Source organism: Clostridium sp. CAG:265 (genome assembly GCF_000436575.1).
Lineage (GTDB): Bacteria > Bacillota > Clostridia > Clostridiales > Clostridiaceae > Clostridium > Clostridium lentum.
Window position 1 is genome coordinate 76,966 of record NZ_FR886642.1, and the last position, 18,321, is coordinate 95,286.

Annotated in this window: 17 protein-coding genes; 2 read left to right on the forward strand and 15 right to left on the reverse strand. The window is 28.1% G+C overall.

All coding sequences use genetic code 11. The annotated features are described in order from the left end of the window. Window positions 1–24: 24 nt before the first annotated feature. The 6 genes from Q5O29_RS11195 to Q5O29_RS11220 form a co-directional block, all read right to left on the reverse strand. On the reverse strand, window positions 25–204 hold the full coding sequence (locus Q5O29_RS11195) for a YjfB family protein (protein WP_022213026.1): 180 nt from the start codon (window positions 202–204) through the stop codon (window positions 25–27). A gap of 61 nt (window positions 205–265) precedes the next feature. Continuing rightward, window positions 266–1,048, reverse strand: a complete 783-nt coding sequence (locus Q5O29_RS11200; protein ID WP_022213027.1) for an ABC transporter ATP-binding protein — start codon at window positions 1,046–1,048, stop codon at window positions 266–268. Beyond that, on the reverse strand, window positions 1,045–2,037 hold the full coding sequence (locus tag Q5O29_RS11205) for an iron ABC transporter permease (protein WP_022213028.1): 993 nt from the start codon (window positions 2,035–2,037) through the stop codon (window positions 1,045–1,047). Before Q5O29_RS11205 ends, Q5O29_RS11200 begins: the two co-directional genes overlap by 4 nt. A gap of 3 nt (window positions 2,038–2,040) precedes the next feature. Continuing rightward, on the reverse strand, window positions 2,041–2,919 hold the full coding sequence (gene isdE, locus Q5O29_RS11210; protein ID WP_022213029.1) for a heme ABC transporter substrate-binding protein IsdE: 879 nt from the start codon (window positions 2,917–2,919) through the stop codon (window positions 2,041–2,043). A 15-nt stretch (window positions 2,920–2,934) separates the two neighbouring features. Next, a complete protein-coding gene (locus Q5O29_RS11215; protein WP_022213030.1) occupies window positions 2,935–3,579 on the reverse strand; it encodes an NEAT domain-containing protein in 645 nt (214 codons plus the stop codon). 61 nt (window positions 3,580–3,640) lie between these two features. Continuing rightward, the gene (locus tag Q5O29_RS11220) at window positions 3,641–5,596 is read right to left on the reverse strand and encodes an NEAT domain-containing protein (protein ID WP_022213031.1); all 1,956 of its coding nucleotides are present in this window, start codon (window positions 5,594–5,596) and stop codon (window positions 3,641–3,643) included. Between the two features lie 181 nt (window positions 5,597–5,777). Between Q5O29_RS11220 and Q5O29_RS11225 the strand changes: the two genes are divergently transcribed. Continuing rightward, the gene (locus tag Q5O29_RS11225) at window positions 5,778–6,503 is read left to right on the forward strand and encodes a helix-turn-helix transcriptional regulator (protein ID WP_022213032.1); all 726 of its coding nucleotides are present in this window, start codon (window positions 5,778–5,780) and stop codon (window positions 6,501–6,503) included. A gap of 40 nt (window positions 6,504–6,543) precedes the next feature. Here the strand turns inward: Q5O29_RS11225 and Q5O29_RS11230 are convergent, their stop codons facing one another. The 3 genes from Q5O29_RS11230 to Q5O29_RS11240 all read right to left on the reverse strand — a co-directional run bounded on the left by Q5O29_RS11230 (window position 6,544) and on the right by Q5O29_RS11240 (window position 9,758). After that, window positions 6,544–7,992 carry a TrkH family potassium uptake protein gene (locus Q5O29_RS11230; protein WP_022213033.1) on the reverse strand — a complete coding sequence of 483 codons (1,449 nt, stop codon included), beginning with the start codon at window positions 7,990–7,992 and terminating at the stop codon, window positions 6,544–6,546. 1 nt (window position 7,993) lies between these two features. Beyond that, window positions 7,994–9,349, reverse strand: coding sequence for a Trk system potassium transporter TrkA (gene trkA / locus Q5O29_RS11235; RefSeq protein ID WP_022213034.1), 1,356 nt, complete (start codon window positions 9,347–9,349; stop codon window positions 7,994–7,996). A gap of 178 nt (window positions 9,350–9,527) precedes the next feature. Then, window positions 9,528–9,758 carry a hypothetical protein gene (locus Q5O29_RS11240; RefSeq protein WP_022213035.1) on the reverse strand — a complete coding sequence of 77 codons (231 nt, stop codon included), beginning with the start codon at window positions 9,756–9,758 and terminating at the stop codon, window positions 9,528–9,530. Window positions 9,759–10,024: 266 nt separating this feature from the next. On the opposite strand from Q5O29_RS11240, the gene Q5O29_RS11245 reads away from it, so the two are divergent. Beyond that, complete coding sequence (locus tag Q5O29_RS11245; RefSeq protein ID WP_022213036.1) at window positions 10,025–10,873, forward strand: DegV family protein; 849 nt, start codon at window positions 10,025–10,027, stop codon at window positions 10,871–10,873. A gap of 67 nt (window positions 10,874–10,940) precedes the next feature. On the opposite strand, the gene Q5O29_RS11250 is transcribed toward Q5O29_RS11245, so the two are convergent. From Q5O29_RS11250 to Q5O29_RS11275, 6 genes are all read right to left on the reverse strand, one after another. After that, the gene (locus Q5O29_RS11250) at window positions 10,941–11,714 is read right to left on the reverse strand and encodes a sugar phosphate isomerase/epimerase (RefSeq protein WP_302632158.1); all 774 of its coding nucleotides are present in this window, start codon (window positions 11,712–11,714) and stop codon (window positions 10,941–10,943) included. A gap of 21 nt (window positions 11,715–11,735) precedes the next feature. Continuing rightward, complete coding sequence (locus Q5O29_RS11255) at window positions 11,736–12,431, reverse strand: ECF transporter S component (RefSeq protein ID WP_022213038.1); 696 nt, start codon at window positions 12,429–12,431, stop codon at window positions 11,736–11,738. Next, window positions 12,413–14,092 carry an ABC transporter ATP-binding protein gene (locus Q5O29_RS11260; protein ID WP_022213039.1) on the reverse strand — a complete coding sequence of 560 codons (1,680 nt, stop codon included), beginning with the start codon at window positions 14,090–14,092 and terminating at the stop codon, window positions 12,413–12,415. The genes Q5O29_RS11255 and Q5O29_RS11260 overlap by 19 nt, the downstream gene beginning before the upstream one ends. Next, on the reverse strand, window positions 14,065–14,964 hold the full coding sequence (locus Q5O29_RS11265) for an energy-coupling factor transporter transmembrane component T (protein WP_022213040.1): 900 nt from the start codon (window positions 14,962–14,964) through the stop codon (window positions 14,065–14,067). Before Q5O29_RS11265 ends, Q5O29_RS11260 begins: the two co-directional genes overlap by 28 nt. A 25-nt stretch (window positions 14,965–14,989) precedes the next feature. Continuing rightward, on the reverse strand, window positions 14,990–15,841 hold the full coding sequence (locus Q5O29_RS11270; protein WP_022213041.1) for a DUF4430 domain-containing protein: 852 nt from the start codon (window positions 15,839–15,841) through the stop codon (window positions 14,990–14,992). A 132-nt stretch (window positions 15,842–15,973) separates the two neighbouring features. After that, the gene (locus Q5O29_RS11275; protein ID WP_302632159.1) at window positions 15,974–18,244 is read right to left on the reverse strand and encodes a PQQ-binding-like beta-propeller repeat protein; all 2,271 of its coding nucleotides are present in this window, start codon (window positions 18,242–18,244) and stop codon (window positions 15,974–15,976) included. Window positions 18,245–18,321 lie beyond the last annotated feature (77 nt).

The following is an 18,321-nucleotide window of genomic DNA, read 5'->3' on the forward strand; positions in this document are numbered from 1 at the left end:
GTGACATAAAATGCCACAGTTTTCCTAAACATATTGGTCTAAACTTATTCCTTTTCCTGGTTCAACAGCCATAGTTTGAGCAATTTCTAATAAATTATTAGAAACTTCTTGATCTGTATTCATCTGCATCTTAAGCAAAGCCATTGATGTTGCGGTATTTACTGCATTTTGACTCATACCAATTGATAATGCTGCTATATCCATATTATTCCTCCTATTATATTATTCATCTTAATTATCGTACAAAACCAAAATAGTATTAAATTTATTTTTGAAGTTCCTTTTTCATTGGTACAAAGTACAGATTATTTTTTTGAGTACTTAAGAATCCACCTATATTATAAACATCATTTAACAAATTCATACTTATTACTGCACTTGCTTTTCCACTTTTAATAAGCTTCCCATTTTTCATAACTATAATGTTATCACTATATATTAAAGCTTGATTTATATCATGCAATACCATTACTATAGTCAATCCCTCTTCTTCCTTTAATTCCTTTATAAGCTCCAACAATTCTATTTGATGATAAATATCTAAATATGTAGTAGGCTCATCTAAAAATAATATCTTACTTTTTTGAGCTAAAGCCATGGCTATAAAAACTCTTTGTCTTTCTCCACCTGACATACTCATGACTTCCTTATCTTTTAATGGTTCTAATCCTGTTCTGTCAATTGCCCACTTTACTATTTCTTCATCATCATGAGAATTCTTTGCAAAATATTTCTTATGTGGCATTCTACCATATGCGATAAGCTCTTTTACTGTTATGTCATCTGGCACAGTATTTTGCTGGTGTACAGTAGCAATTTCCTTAGCTATATCCTTATATTTCATACTCTTAATATCTTTATCATTAATGATAATCTCTCCAGATGAAATCTTATTTAAACCACATAATAAACTTAATACTGTAGACTTTCCACTACCATTTGGACCAAGTATAGTAGTAATTTTTCCTTTTTCAATATTAAAGCTTAAATCTTTAATAAATTTTTTCTTCTTATCATAACTAAACGATAATTTATTTACTTTTATCATTTTAAGTCACTCCTTCTTAAAAGATATAAGAAAAATGGTGCCCCTATTATACAGGTAACTACTCCCACAGGTATTTCATAAGGTTTCATAACAACTCTTCCTATAGTATCAGCAAAAAGCACCAAAAATGCTCCTAATATTCCACTGCATGGTATTAGATACTTATGATTAGATCCTACTATTATCCTACATATATGAGGTACAACTAATCCTACAAAAGAAATCACTCCTCCAATAGCCGTTGAGATACTTGCCAAAAATACGGCAATTAAAGTTACTATAATCATATATAAATCACTATTAAATCCTAAGCTCTTAGCATTCTTACTTCCTAGTACAAGTACATTACATATTTTGCTTACACATATTGATAAGATTATTCCTATAATTGAATATGGCAATAACATATATACATTATCCCATGTAACTGTGGCTAAACTTCCCATAATCCACTTTTGTATATTGCTAGCTCCAAGTCCTGCACTTATGGTAAACATTGATGATAGTCCACCTAGTAGAGCATTACAAGCTGCTCCTGCTAGAACTATTCTTATAGGTAAAAGTCCTTTTTTATAAGCCATTAAATAAACTATGGCACAACAGATAAGGCCTCCAAAAAAACCAAATACAGGCCTTAATGTTGTTACACTTGGTACAAATACCATAAAGAAAACTGTTACAGCACAAGCTCCAGATGAAATACCTGTAATATAGGGATCAGCTAAAGGGTTTCTAATAACTGCTTGCAAAAGCACACCTGAAATAGCTAAATTTGCCCCAATAAGTACTGCAATGATTACTCTTGGCATTCTTAAATCCTTTATAATTCCTATATTACCAGTGCTATCACCGGTGAATATTCCCTTAATTAACTCCGTAAAGCTTATATCAATACTTCCTAATTTTAAAGATATTAATATAGTAGACAATAATACTAAAAGCAAAGAAACTGTAAAAACTATTTTCGTTTTTTTATTCAACATCTTCATTTTCTATTCACCTTTATTATGCACTATATCATATAGCATGTCTAAACCTTCAATTACTTTTAAATTAGCACTCATACCAAAATAAGTATTATCTAGATATTCAACTTTACCATTTCTTACAGCCTCAATATTTTGCCATGATGAATCAGTAGCCATTTCAGTTTCTAAAGCTGCCTTAGTTTGCTCTGGAAGTGCATGCATCATTACAAGGATTTTATCTGGATTTAACTTTGCTATTTCTTCCTTACTATATGTTACATACGCTAAAGAAGTATCCTCAATAATGTTCTTTCCTCCCACAATTTTAACTAAATTTCCTATATAAGATTTTTCAGTGGCAATCATTGTTGAACCTGGTGCTGCAAATAAAATAAGTATATTAGGTTTTTCTTTTTCACTTATTGAAGCCATTTCTTCTTCCTTAGTATTTAGTTCTTTAAGTATAGCTTCTGCCTCAGCCTGCTTATTAAATTTATTTCCTAAATTACTAACTGTCTCTTTTAATCCTTCCAAGCTTGATAATGAAACAAATTCACTTGGTATATTGTTATCTGTAAATAGCTTTTCATAATCTGCTCCTAATGTATCAACAGACACTACCACCGACGGATTTAATGACTTTATTATTTCTAAATCAGGACTCATTGGATTACCAACTTCTACTGCCTCCTTTGTACTTTCTGGTAGTTCATATGAAGTGGTAGGAACTCCTGATACTTTTACTCCTAAAGCATCTAAAATTTCTGTTACTGCTACAGAAGTAGCTACTACAACATCTTCATCATTGTTAACAACAACATCTTTTTTGTCATTACTACAACCTATCATTGTTGCAGAAAGCATTGTTACCATTAACATTCTTAATATATTCTTAAATTTCATATTAATTCTCCAGTCTTACTTTTTTCTTTTTAACATTATAGTACAAACTATACCAATCACTAATATTGCTACTCCACCAAATAAAATTACTTTACTAATACTACTATTTTCTTCTGTATTATTATTTTCACTTATAGGCATTATTTCATTATCTTGTATTTCTTCAATAGCACTATTTTCAGTAGTTTCTTCTGTACTTTCTTCTTCAATAGATTCAATTAATGACATTGTTTCTAATTTTGGTATTATTCCAAACTCTACGTCTCTTCCCATTGGACCTACATATATACATGCTTTTAGTTCATCACTTAATGAAGTTGCAGATACTTTCAATGTTACTATTCCATCTCCATCAACTCTTTCTACTGGAACTTCAACATCATTAACCTTCACTCTATAATTTTCCATATAATCAGTTCCTGTAAAACCAATAGTATATAAAACTTCATTTTTTGTAATTTTCATAGTCATGGTATCTTTTAAATAACTTCTAGCCATAGACATACCAATTTCAGTATCATGATACACTTCATTAGAAACTTCATATATTCCACTTGCTATCTTTTCTTCTGCAAATACCGTATAAATATTGATATTTCCCATAACTACTATTGATAGCATAATCATTATTAAAATCTTTATCTTATTAATTATTTTCATTTTTTTCCCACCTTATCCTTTACGCTGAAAATGGGCCTTTACAGCCCATTTTAATCTTTTTCTATTTAACTTTTTTTCTTAAAACTACTCCTGAACCAATGGCCATTAATCCTATAGATAATGCTAATGCTGATGATGTTGCTGCTCCTGTTTCTGGAAGTGAATCAGCTTCTATAGTATACTCATTAACTAAAGTCATAGTATCTAATAATAATTCCACACCAAATTCAACATTTCTTGCCATTGGTACAACATAAGTTTTAACTGATATTGTATCATTTAAGCTTGCAATGTTAAATCTAATTGATACTGAATCACTAGTACTTGATACTATACTGTGACTTACTTTGCTACCATTTACATAAACTTCATGATTTTGCATGAATTCAGTTCCTGTAAATGTTAATGTTACATAATACTTACCATTTATCTCTTTTATTTCTGTATCACTGTTTAAATATTTTCTTGCCATAGCTACTCCTGTTGCATTATCATGAGTAACATTATTTTGCACATTATAAACTTTAACTTTTACATTTTCTTTAACATTTTTCTCTTCTTCTACTTTATTAGTAGCATTATTATTAGAACTGCTTGTCCCATTATTTACTAAAGATGAATTATTATTAGATTGATTATTTGTATTATCTTTGTTTTTATCTTCTTCAATATTTCCATTAACTAATGTAAGAGTATCTTCCAATAACTTTACATCAAATTCAATATTTCTACCCATTGGAATTACATAAGTTCCAACTTTAATTGAATCACTTAGGCTTTCTACAGCAAATCTTAAAGCTATCTTACTTGAAGTACTTTCAACAACCTCAGCTTCAACTTTGTTGCCATTTACATATATTTGATGATTATTCATGTATTCAACACCTGTAAAAGTCATTGTTACATAACGCTTACCATTAACATCCTCCACCTTGGAAGTAGTATTTAAATATTGTCTTGCCATTGTCATACCAGTAGCATTTTCATGATATACCTGATTTTCTATTGTGTATACCTTAGTTCCTGGTATTGTCTCTGAACCTTCCCCATTATTTCCTGAGTCTGGTGTAGTTTCTGGTTTAACTTCTGGAGTTTCAGGCACTTCTGGTACTGTGTCATTCTTGTCATCTTCTGCTGGATTATCTGTCTCCTCACTTATCTTTGCCAATGTATCCATATCATTAATCACATAGAAATCAACTGCATGATTCATTCCTTTTATATTCATTCCTAATAATACTTCTGTATCTACTGATGGAACTTCAAAAGTAACTGTTCTTGCATTTGAATCTTCAACTATATCTAGTTTTTTTCCATCTAAAGAAACAGAAATATTTTCTAACATAGAATACATAGATGAAAAAGTAATTGTTAAGTAAGTTTTTCCATTTTCAACCTTTATTAAAGTTTCGCTTTCAATAGCTCTTCTTGCAGATGAATTTCCATGTTCACTATCTGTATAGTATCTTGTAATATTACTTGCTTTATATTTACCATCTTCTAAAACAACAGCATCTGTTTCTTCCTTAAAAGCTTCTTCTAATGTTAAGGTATCCATATTATTTTCTACATAAAAAGATACCTTTCTTCCCATTACACTAACTGTAACATCAACCTTCACCTTTGAATTCACAGATGGTACTTCCATGGTAACTGATTTTTCATCATTATTAACCTCAGATATTAATTCTCCTTCATCCATAGATGCTTTTATATCACTTAGCATTTTAAACATTTCTTCATCAAAATACATCGTTAATAATACTTTACCATCTTTAACTACTATTTTTGAATCTTCCTTTAGTACTTTTCTAGCCATACCTTCGCCTGTAGTATTACCTTCTTCTACATACTTAGTAGTATTTTTTACAGTATATCTTCCACTTTGCAATTGTTTTTCATTTTTTAAAATTGTTTCATTTATTATATCAGCCTTTACCACTGGAGTAACAGCTCCAAATACTGATGTAGCAATCATTATTACTGATAATAGCTTACATATTTTCTTCCTTAACATTCTTTATCCCCCTATATCTTAGTAGTATATTTATTTTTTATTCAATATTGACATTTTATTATTTTCTGCGATAATTGAAATTGATTCTCATTTACCCTTAATATAATAACATATCTTTTTATGAATGTTTTTAAGGATATTTATATTTTATTTTATATATTTTTAACTATGGAGGTATAAAATGACTGCTTTATATACTAAATTAGATAATTTTTTTAATTGCTGTAATGTTCCCCTTTCAATTATAGATTTAAATTCAAATTTTCTTTATGAGCATAATTTAAATAAATTATCAAAGTTTACATTACTTAATTTAAATATTGTAGATAAGATTATTAAAAATGATTTAAATTCACCACAAGAAATTATCTCTGAACATTTAAAAATAGTAGCAATTCCTTTTGCCAACAACAATAAGAACTCTGCTACTTTTCTTTTACTTGGTCCTTACACTATCCAATTAGAGGAAAATAATACTTTTTATTATATTAATTGTGAAAAAGGCCTTACTTACTTTATTAAGCTCCTTAAGTTATTTTTATCATATAAGAATACATGCTCCTGTGAAAAAATTTCTGATGTATCACCAATAATCAAAGAATCACTGGATTATGTACATAAAAACTACTCCAAGCAAATTACAATTGATGATATTTGTGATAAATTCAAAATAAACAAATGTTATTTCTGCTATATGTTTAAAAAGGAAACAGGTCAAACCTTTATTAACTATTTAAATAATTACAAGATAGAAAAAAGTAAGAACTTATTAGAAAATACTAATATGACTTTACTGGATATATCTTTAGAAGTAGGTTTCAATAATCAAAGTTACTACAGTACTATCTTCAAGAAATATACCAATATGACCCCACTGGAATATAGAGAAACAGCCCTTTACACATAAAAAATCACACAGCCAAAAAACTGTGTGATTCTTTATTACATTAGTATTTTTTTCTCCAAATTGATGGGCTAAATAAAATTAACATTGGATATATTTCTAACCTTCCTGCTAGCATACAGAACGATAAAACAATCTTACTTAAAGGTGAAAAAGCTGCAAAGTTACCTGTAGCTCCTACCATTTCAAATCCTGGACCTATGTTACTTATAGTCGCAATAACTGATGTTGTAGTTGTTACTAAATCAAATCCATCTAAAGCTACTATAAAAATAGCAATTAATGATATGACTATATACGCTCCAATAAATAATAGTACACCTAAAACCACTTCTTCTTCAACTACTTTACCATCCATTTTTACTCTTTGTATTCTCTTTGGATGTAGTATTTTATCTATTTCTCTTTTAATAGCTTTAAGAATTAAGACTATTCTTACGGTTTTAATTCCTCCACCTGTTGACCCTGCCATAGCACCTGCAAACATTAATAACGTTAATATTATTTTACTAAAGGTAGGCCATAAATTAAAATCTGTTGTGGCATATCCAGTAGTAGTTATTACTGAAGCAACTTGGAATGATGAATCTCTAATAGAAAGTCCAATATTACCTCCATTAAAATCAAGTATGTTTATTGTAATAAGGACAATTGATACCACTATCATTAAAATATAATATCTAAGTTCTTCAGATTTAAATACACTTTTAAAATCCCCTTTAAACATTTGGAAATAAAGTGCAAAGTTAACTCCAAATAGCAACATAAATATTGTTATGATCCATTCCACTGCTGGATTATTAAATGATGCAACACTTCTATTCATATTAGAAAACCCACCTGTCCCTGCAGTTCCTAATGCATGAATCAAAGCATCATATAATGATAATCCTGCCACCATAAGTAGGATAGTTTCTATCACTGTCATTACAAAATAAATCATATATAATATTTTTGCTGTTTCTCGTATCTTTGGAACAATTTTTCCTGGGTTAGGTCCTGGACTTTCTGCTTTTAATAAAAATATTGTATTAGTTGATAATGAAGGTATTACTGCTAATATGAATATTAAAAATCCCATTCCTCCAATCCAATGTGTAAAGCTTCGCCAAAACAATATTCCTCTTGGAAGTGATTCAATTTCTGTTAATATAGAAGCTCCTGTTGTTGTAAAACCTGATGATGTTTCAAAAAATGCATCAATAAATGAAGGAATTGCCCCACTGATTACAAAAGGAAGTGCACCTACCACTGAAATCAATATCCATGCTAATCCTACTGTTAGGAATCCTTCTTTTGCATATATTTCTTCCTTATCAGTCCTAATCTTACATAAGAAAATCATTATAGGTAACATAAGCACCATTGTTATAAAAAATGATAATGCGTCTCCATCACCATAATATAAAGCTACTAAGAATGGAATCATTAAAAGGAAGATTTCGTATTTTAATACATTACCCAGTAGCTTTAGTACTACTCTATAATTCATGCTATTTGTCACCTCCGAAGATTATCTCTTCAAACTTCTTATTTTGTGACACAACTATTACTTTATCATTAATTTTTAAGCAGTCATCTCCTGTAGGTATGATTATCTTATCATCTCTAACTATAGTTGCATAAATTATATCATCAGATATTGTTATATCCTTGAACTTTTTATTTAAATTTTTAGTATTTTCATCCACTATAAATTCTATTGCTTCAACCTTTTCATTACAAATCATATACATGTTTTCAATTAAGTATTTTCTTTGCCCTTTAAGAGATCTTACATATTTAATTATCTTATTAGCTGTTGCAAGTTTAGGACTAACTATTGAATTAATTCCTACACTTTCAGCTATAGTGATATGATTTTCTCTTGTAACCTTAGTAATAATGTTATTAACACTCTTATTTGCTGCAAACAAGGCAGCCACTATATTATCTTCATCTCTATCAGTTAAGGCAATAAAATTATTAACTTCACCTAAATTTTCAGACATTAACAATTGCTGATCCATACCATCTCCATTAATTATTATTGAATCTGGTAATAACTCAGTTAATTCTTCGCATTTTTTAATATTCTTTTCTATTATTTTGCAGCTTACACCAACGTCGTTGATTTTCTTAGCTAAATAGTAGCTTATCTTACCTCCACCAATAATCATTGAATTTTTAACTCTTTTTTCATATTTTCCTAATCTTTTAAAGAAATCTTGAATTTCTTTATGCTCTCCAATAACGTATATTCTATCATCTACTTGGAAAACATAATCACCTTTAGGTATTATTACTGCATCATTTCTTTCAACTCCACAAAATAATATATTACCTCTAATAGAACCTAGCTCAGAAATTCTCTTTCCCACTAAGTCAGTATTAGGAGTAATTTTAAATCCAATTAAATTTACTTTTCCTTCGGAAAAATCATCTATACTACATACTGATGGGAACTTTATTAGTTTTGCTATTTCATTAGCAGCAGCTTTTTCCGGATTAATTACTAAATCAATACCTACAGCTTCTGATAATAAAGTTATATCCTCATCATATTCTGGATTTCGTACTCTTGATATAGTATACTTAGTACCTAATTTTTTAGCAGCTAAAGAACAAAGCATATTTAATTCATCACTATTTGTTACAGAAATTAATAAATCAGCATCTTTAACCTCTGCTTCATTAAGCACTTTCAAACTTGTACAATTTCCTTTAACACACATTACATCTAGACTATTGTTAATTCTCTCTAAAGCTACAATATTATTATCTATTATAGTAACATTGTCACCTTCTATAGAAAGATATTTGGCCAAGGTATATCCTACTTTTCCTGCTCCTACTATAACTATATTCATCTGTATATCTCCTTAAATCATATGTATATTTAATATAAATAAAAAATATATTCTTATTATATATTATTACACTAAGTAACTCAATTACTCTTTGTATTTTACTTAACAAATATATATATATTTATTAAGTATTAAGTAAAATAAAAGCTCCTCTATATTTGGGAGCTTATATATATATTTAATTATTTAATAACTGAATTAGTTCAGCAACAGATTTTTTTACATTATCAGGTAATTTTTTTATAGCTTTTTGCCTTTCTCTTTCATTAGTCATTTGAGCTATTTTTATTATCTCTTGTTGTAATCCTGGAATACTATTTAATTCTTGAGCTAATCTATTAAACTTTTGAGCAAAATTAGAATCTTGCATCTTGTTCTGTAGCTTTCTTATAAGTTCATAGCCATTCATTTATATTAGCCTCCTTGAATATGCATTACATTTTATAATATTCCTAAAAATAAAATAATGTTCGTTTATTAAACATTATTTTATTATTTATTCGATTTCCCACTTATTTTTTAACATTTATGTAATATAATTATATGAAAATTTGTTAATAATTCTTATGAAAGATTAATGTTAAATTTCTGATAATTATTTATAATTAATAATTTTTCCAATAATTTTTGAGCTATAATATTATAATCAAAGAAGAATAATAAGGAGGACTATATATGGCAATAAAAATTGTTACAGACAGTACATCATATATACCAAAGGAATTCATAGATAAATATGATATATCTGTAGTATCACTTAACGTAATTATGAACGGAGTATCTACACGAGAAATAGATTTAGATAATGAAACATTTTATCAAAAGATGAAATCAAGCACTGAAATTCCTTCATCTTCTCAGCCATCTCCTGATGAAATATATAATACTTTTGAAAAGATAATTAAAGAAGGTAATTCTATAGTTGGTATTTTTATCTCTTCAGATATGAGTGGTACTGTATCTAGTGCTAACCTAATAAAAAATATGCTCTTAGAAAAATATCCAAATGCACAAATAGAAATAGTTGATTCCCGAAGTAACTGTATGCAGATGGGATACATAGCCATTGAAGCAGCTAAATCAGCCATTGCTGGAAATTCTATGGCAGAAGTATTAAATGTATGTAATACTGTTATTAATAATAGTAGATTTTTATTTACACCTGATACCTTAGACTACCTAAAAAAAGGTGGAAGAATCGGTGGAGCCGCTGCTCTTTTAGGAACGCTTTTTCAAATCAAACCTATACTAACAGTATGTCAAGGAAAAACCACTGTATTTACTAAAGTTAGAACTAAGAAAAAAGCCATAGATACTATTATTAATACATTAATTAGTGATTTACAAGGTAAAGAGTTAGGTGGTGTCATTGTTCATCATATAAATTGTCCCGATGAAGGTCTTAACTTAGCAGAAAAAATCAAAGAAAAACTAGGTGTTGAGGTACAAATTGACACTATTGGTCCTATAATTGGCCTACATGTTGGTCCTGGTAGTATAGGCGTAGCCTATTTTACCAAATAAAAAGGTATCTGAAAGTAATATTTCAGATACCTTTTTAAAAATATTTTATATAATTATGTAAGTGATTTTATTTATTGTTATTGAAAAACTTTTCTACTATATTAATTGAATTATGTAATTCATTATAATTATTAATCTCAATAGTAATTGATGAATCTTTACAATACTTATTTATACTATTAAGCACAGTATCAATATCAATATTTCCACAACTTAATCCATTATGAGTATCCTTAACTCCATCATTATTATGTAAATGAACATGACCTATACGATGCCCACATCTTTTTATCCATGTTTCTATACTATCTTTTCCATAACAATTTACATGTCCAATATCTAAGCATAATGTTAAATTTTTATTATTTACTGCATCAATAAGTTCTATTAAATGATCCATTTTAGATTCTAACACATTTTCAATATGTATCTTAATAGTATCATCCTTATCTTTCAAAAATTCCTTCCAAAACTCAATAGAGTTATTAACATATGATTCCTTAAAATAAATATTTTCATTAAAGCATGAATGGTAAATTATTCTGTCAGCTCCAAGTTTCTTGGCAACTGAATATACTTGATTATATCTAAGCATTGTAATGTTTCTTACCAAACTATCATAACTAGCAGGATTTAAATCTAAAAATGGTCCATGTATTGATAAAGAACGTTTTTTAATGGTATCTCCCATTCTATTACAATAATCACTTAATCCATTATCCTCTTGATCTAATACACTTCCTATTCCAAATTCAATAATTTCCAGGCCTATATCCCTATCCTTAAGAAAATCAATTATTTCATTGTCATTAAAAAGTTGCGATATATAAATTTTACTCATTATTAATTCCTCTTCTATCATCTATCTAAACAATCCATATTTAATCTTTAATCTTTCCATTTTTTCTTTCATAGGCATTGCTAATATAAATAAAAATAAAATAGTTGAAACTGCATGTATAGTGTCAAATGGTATGCTTGAAATATAAATTGTCATTAATCTTTCTTTAGTAATATCATTTAATTGTGTAGAAACAATCCATAAATTCACTATAAATCCATATAAATAACCTGCTATACCTCCAAATATACAAATTGATAATTTATTTTTTATAATTTTATATTTATATAAAAGCCCTGCAAGAAATCCTAGTACACCAAAAGCAAACATTTGCCAAGGAGTCCAAGGACCTTGCCCAAAAAAGAAATTTGATACTAGTGCCGATACTGCTCCTGTTAAAAAACCTGCTTCTGGTCCAAAGGACATTCCTGTTATTATAACTATTGCTGCAACTGGTTTAAACTGTGGCAACATTGCAAAAGCAAACCTTCCAATTGCTGCAATTGCTGACATTACAGCAATTGGAACTATCTCTCTAGCTCTTGGTTTTCTACTTTCAAATAAAGAAAAAAATAACCATATAGCTAAAATAATTAAAGACATGCTTACAAACCAATAATTCCTATCACCTATCTTTACCCCAAATAATAAAATTATAAAACTTAATAAAATGCTTATAATTGATGCTTTTACTGACTTTAATTTTGATAATTCCATATATTTACCATATCCTCAACTTTTAATATATCTTGTAAAATACCTCTCGACATCTTATTAGCACTGGTTGTATAAAATGTATTGCCACAGAAAAACTCCCTTGGTGTACCTTCTGATGAAATATCTCCATCAAAAAACATTAAACATCTATCCGAATTATCTGCAGCAAATTCAATATCATGAGTTACAATAACAATGGTCATGCCTCTTTTCTTTAAACTTTTAAATAAATTTCCTAGTTCTCTTTTAAAATTTCCATCTATCCCTTTCGTAGGCTCATCTAATATTAATATTTTAGGTTCTAGTAATAATATCTTTGCTAATGCTGCTTTTTGTTGTTCTCCACCACTTAAATCATATGGATGCATTTTTAATAAATTAACTATACCTAGTAGTTCACTAATATTCTTAACTCTTTCAGTCTTTTCACTTTTAGATAGTTTCGTACCATCTAAAACCTCTTCTAAATCATCTTGCAAAACACTTTTTACGAACAAGCTTTGTGGGTCTTGAGGAAGTACTGCTAAATTATTATTAAATAACTCTGATAATTTATACTTTTCTATCTTTTTTTTATTAATATAAACATTTCCTCTATATGCTCTATTACTACCTGAAATAACACCTAAAGTAGTGCTTTTCCCTGTACCATTTCCTCCAAGAATACATAATACTTCATTTTTATAAACTTCTAAATTTAAACCTCTTAATATATCTGGAGATGTTTTATCATACCTAAACCATACATTATTTAATTTAATAACAGATTCTTTTTTATTATTTTCTTTTAAATCACTTGATACTGCTTTACGTATTGTATTTTTTTTATTAAATGTTTTTTTAACCCATTCCCTTCCCTCTTTTATTGTTAAAGGAGATTGTCCAACACCATCACATTCTTTATAAACTTTAATTGGTGTAGGAAGAGAATAAAACATAGAATGCTTATTACCATTATTATATATTATATCACCTATTTCATTTGCATTTTTACTTCCTATAACCTTGCCATCATCCATTAAAATCACTTTATCAGCCATAGAAAATACTTCCTCTAATCTATGTTCTGTAAGTATAACTGTTACACCTAGTTCTCTATTTATCTTATATACAGTTTCTAAAAACTCTGTTGCAACTATAGGATCTAATTGAGATGTAGGTTCATCTAATATTAATATATCAGGTTGCATACACATTATTGCTGCTAAATTCAATAATTGTTTCTGTCCACCACTTAATTCAGATACATCTTTTCTAAACCATGTCTGTATTCCAAAAAAACTAGCCATTTCCGAAACTCTTCTTCTTATTGTTTGTGAATCAATGCCTAAGCTTTCTAACCCAAAAGCAAGCTCATGCCACACTTTATCTGTAACTATTTGATAATCTGGATTTTGCATAACAAATCCTATTTCTGATGCAGATTTTCTTTGGTCTAATTCTCTTATATTTTTCCCTTTATATAATATCTCCCCAAACACTTCTCCATATGGTTGTATTTCATTTTTTAATTGTCTCAAAAGAGTGCTTTTACCACACCCTGATTCTCCAATTAAAAGAATAAATTCCCCTTCATTTATATTAATATTTATTTTATCTAATACTTTCTTTTCAGTATCTGGATAACTAAAACTTAAATCTTTGATTTTAATAATCTCCATCTTAATGCCTCCACTACTTCAATTATAATTGGGAAAAAAACTAATATGGTATATGCTAAATATATAATATAATCTATTACCTCTATTTTTTTCATTTGTATATATGGATAAAACTGCATTGTATTTTTACCACATAAATATCCCAACATACAAATTGCAATTAATACTCCCATTATAAATAAAGTTAATTTATCTCTTTTGTCCATCTTATATAACGAAAAGTGAGTTCTTCCTCTTAATCCATATCCCCTACTCCTCATTGAATCAGCTGTTTGAACACCATTTTCTAATGCCCACATTATAAGTATAGATATAATCCTACATCCATGTTTAGCCTTTTCATAAAAATTTCCATTATTAATATCCCGCCCTATATTTCTTTGAGACATTCTTATTTTCTTTAATTGCACTTTAAACTTTGGAACAAAACTTAATGTCATAGAAATTAATAATGCTATTGATGGAATTGTTTTGCTAAAAAGATATATTATCTTATCTGAAGTTATTACATTATTATAAGAACTAAACCACATAACCATTGTTACAAGCACCATAGCTGTAACTATCCCATATATAAATGATTCAAATGTTATAGGTTTATTGTCAAGATAAAACAATATAGTCATACCTTGATGACTAAATAATGGATTTAATGCTATTACCATAAAAAGCATTGGCAATAAAAAATATAAATTAAATTTTAATGCTTTAATTCCATTAAGTATTATTGTATAACTAAATGAAGATATAATAGATATTACTAATAATACTGGATGTTGAAATATCATGGAAAACATTATAACTACAGTAAAATATATAAAGTTTACTAATGGATGATATTCACTAAACGAATTATATGATTTTATATCCATGTTTCTATTGACTCCCTTATTATTTTTATAAATCTTTACCTAAATCACAAGTATACATCCACTGAATAACATCACCATCATTTAAATTGTAAATGCTACATCCATAATTAGGGAAAACACCATTTACACTATACATCCATCCACTAAGTTCCCCAGCATCAAATTCATAAATATTGTTTATTCCCTTTATATATGCACTTCCATATACAGGAGATTCCACAAAATCCATATGAATTCTTTGTTTTCTTGTTTCCCTTAAAAGCACATCAAATACTGTATCACCATCATTTATTTCAACTTGCTTTTGTGATAGTATAACACCATTTGACGGTATTATTCCTTTTTTGTTATCTGAAACTTTATCTAAGTTATTTAAAATAGTATGACAAGTTATTGATATAGTTACATATTTACTTACAGGTTCTTGATTACTTTCTGGTTTAATTTCTGGCTTACTTTCTTGAGAAACATTTGTACTACCAGCACTACCATTTGCTTCTTGATTTTTTTCTACTGTAACTTTTGATTCCTCTTCATTTGTTACTGGATTACTACTTCCTAACTTAACTTCATTGATATTATCATCACTTAATAAATTATCTTTTTTATCTTCACTAATATTTTCTTCATTTTTTAATTGTTCACCATCACTAATAGACGTTTCTTCTTCTTTTGACTTATTATTTTCATCATTACTTTCCCCATTAGAACTATTATCTTCCATAGTTTTATCAGTTATTAAATCATTATTTTTATTAACTTCAGGTTTTGTTGTTAATGAACTTTCATAACTTTTTATCATAAATCTACCTGAAACTATAATTGCTAATATAAGAACTATTATAATAGCTCCTATTTTAACATTTTTATTTTTCATAATTGCCTCCAATATATTTATTAAAGTATTAAATTATCTTTATTAAGATTTTATTTACTTAAATAAAAAAATGCTTGCACAACTAAGCTTTTCTAAATAAACATTCAATTGTGCAAGCTATTTTATTTTAAATTACTTTTTAATTTCTTTTCTTAAATTATTATTTTTTAAAAATAATATAGTTCCAGTAGTTAATATTATTGCAGAAATAAATATTAATATTACTGAATTTACTCCACCTGTTTTTGGTAAATTTGTTTGAGTATTAACTTCTGATTTAACTTCAGGTTTTGTTTCTGGTTTAACCTCAGGCTTTACATCTACTTTTTCTTCAGCTTTCTCTAATGTATCAATTACTTTTTTAGCATCTAACACTTCATCAAAGTGATTTACATACTTTCTATCTCTTTCATCTAATGCATTATATCTTGATATTAATCCATAAACTATATCTTTATTTTCTAAAGTGATATTTTCAGGATTTATTTTTTCCCAAATATCTTTTTCTATTGAAGTTACTTCTCCTCTAACATAATCTATCTTTTCCTTAGCTTCAATAAGCCTATCCTTATTTGTAACTTGATTTTGTACATCTTCTGATAAATTTGTAAACTCTTTATATAAATTATTTATTTTTTCTTCTTCATCTAAAACAATATCTTTTAGCTCTGGTAGTTTAGCTATCTTAGCTTCCATATCTTTAATAGCTTCAGCTTCTTCTAATTTTATAATAGTTTTATATGAATTAATTAACTTATCTGCATTAGTTACCTTTAATTTATGCTCTTCTGATAATTTATCATAACTATCAAATAACTCTTTAACTTTAGCTTTATCTTCTAATGTTATTTCATCTGGTAATTCTTTTATTTCAACTAATAATCTTTCTACTTCTTTATCAGCATCCTTTAAGTCATTTATCTTTTCTAATGCTGCATTTAATTTATCAATATTAGTAACCATAAGTTTATCTTCATCAGATAAATCTTTATATCTTTCCATTACATCATTAATTGATATTTCATCATTTAAAGTTATATTCTCAATATTAGGTAATCTATTTATAATATCTATAACATCTTCCACACCAAATGCACCATTTACTTTATTTATAAATTTAAATAAATAACCTGAATCATTCTTAAAATATATACTTCCCTCTTCATCTATTGCTGCAGATGATGAATTATATTGTGGTTTTGATGGTGTTGCTACTTTTTCATAAGATGGTTCTGTATTACCTTGGAAATCCTTAATCACATATATATCATCTGGATTTTTATAATTAAATAAATATAAATACACTGTATAGTTATTTTCTGCTGTAGCATATGCAGTTGTTAATATTGGTGATGATTGTGACGCTATATCATTAATTTGATATATTATTTCTAGTGTATTGGCATCTAATACAGAGAATCCAGCTCCAGATAATGCACCACCACCAGCTACGTATATTCTTCCATTATATGAAACAGGACTTGATGTTATATCAGAACCTATTTTTTTAGTTATTAAAGATGATTTGTCAAAAGTACCATCTGAATTAACTTTCACTGAATGTATATTTCCTGCCTTAGTTGCTATATAAATTCTACCTGTTTTTATATCATAATGAATTGATGTTCTTATGGCTTCATTTATTTCTAAAGTATCTATTACAGCATCTGTAGTTAAGCTATGACTTACAACTTGTCCACTTTCACCACCAAAAACTATACTGTTTCCAATTATAGAAGCACCACTCCAGTAGTATCCTTTTTTCCCTTCACTTGGTGAATATGTCCAAGTATACTCTTTTATTTCATCACCAACTGATGGATCTTCATCTTTAGCTGATACTGCATAAAAAATTCCCTTATCAGCAGAACCACTTGTTGCTCCCATATAAACATAACCATTATAATAAGTAACAGGTGATATAGCTTGTAAAGACATGTCTGATGGATTTACTTTTGTTATCCAAAGAGACTCTAATGTATTTGCATCAATACATTGTATTCTTCCTTCTCCAACTGGAACAAATAACTTTCCTTCTCCATAAGCCATTCTTGAGAAAAATCCTATTCTTTCTGCTAAAGGTTTTTCTAATACAATATCTCCAGTTTTCTTATCTAATTTTTTGACATTTGAACTATCTGTTATGTAAACATAACTACCAACAACTATTGGATCACTAAAGCTCCAGCCTGTCCCCATTTTCTTAGCCCATGATTCCTCTATTTCTTCTGAACTTCTTGGAGTTTTACTATCTGTCACTCCTGGATTTAAAGTTTCTCCTCTAAACTGTGGCCATGCCGATTCTTTTCTTGGAGTAGCACCTACAACCAAAGAGTTAGTAACTAATAAAAAAGCTACTAGTAGCATAGACAATACTTTTTTGCCTACATTAATTTTTTTCATACTTTTACCCCTTTCAATTGATGGCAAATAATTTCATTATCCTTATGAAATGCTAGTATTCTTTTTTTAATCATCTT